This window comes from Paracoccus sp. SSK6 (assembly GCF_039770665.1).
GTDB lineage: Bacteria > Pseudomonadota > Alphaproteobacteria > Rhodobacterales > Rhodobacteraceae > Paracoccus.
Map to the genome: position 1 here is coordinate 1 of NZ_JBDPNJ010000094.1, position 750 is coordinate 750.

Below are 750 nucleotides of genomic sequence, written 5' to 3' on the forward strand. Positions count from 1 at the left end.
CGAGCTTTGCACGAATTCCGTCAAACACGGGGCCTTGTGCCAGGAAGCCGGCCAACTGGTCATCAGCAGCGAGCGCCAGGGAGATCGCCTGATCATCCACTGGGAGGAGACCTTCTCGCCGATGCAAGCGGGACCGGCCGTTCAGGGACGGGGCTTTGGCACGGTCATGTGTGAACTGGCCCTGCAAGATCAGTTGGACGGATCATTCTTGCGGCAGTTCACGAACAGCGGCATGCGCGCTAGCCTGGACCTCAGCTACGCCTGTCTTGCGGCAGGTCACTGAGACGGCAACGTTTAAGAGACCGGCCGCTGTCCCGCAGCTGTCCACACCAAGAAACCTTCAGGGAAGCCGCCTGCGCGAGCAGAAGGGCATCACCATCACCCACAAGGAAATCGGGGGCAGGGACTATTTTTTCTGCGACAATAAGGTGGATATGAAGCCGATGATTGATCTGGTGCAGACCTATGTCCGCCGCCGCCTGACCGAAACCAGCCGCTAGGGGCGGTCGTGTCGGCTCACCCGACCTGGACGTCCTGATGACCGACCTGGGCCTGCCTGACATGCACGGCAGAGATCTCGTGGCGCCCTTCCGCCGCCAGAGGCCTGACTTGCACGTGGTCCTGGTCACGGGCAATCCAGGAGCGGCAGGCGAGTTAGAGAATGCCATTGCGGTGATCAAGCCCTATGTGGAAGCCAATCTGGAACGCGCTTTGGCTGCCTTGTCCGACAGCAGACGGTGGCAAGCCTCC

3 pseudogenes are annotated in these 750 nt (G+C 61.2%); all 3 read left to right on the forward strand.

Features of this window, described 5'->3' with window-relative positions:
• Nucleotides 1-283: pseudogene (locus AAIL68_RS17500) on the forward strand (hypothetical protein); the annotation flags it as partial.
• 67 nt (nucleotides 284-350) lie between these two features.
• Nucleotides 351-500 (forward strand): annotated as a pseudogene (locus AAIL68_RS17505) (alpha/beta hydrolase); the annotation flags it as partial.
• A 37-nt stretch (nucleotides 501-537) separates the two neighbouring features.
• A pseudogene (locus AAIL68_RS17510) lies at nucleotides 538-750 on the forward strand (hypothetical protein); the annotation flags it as partial.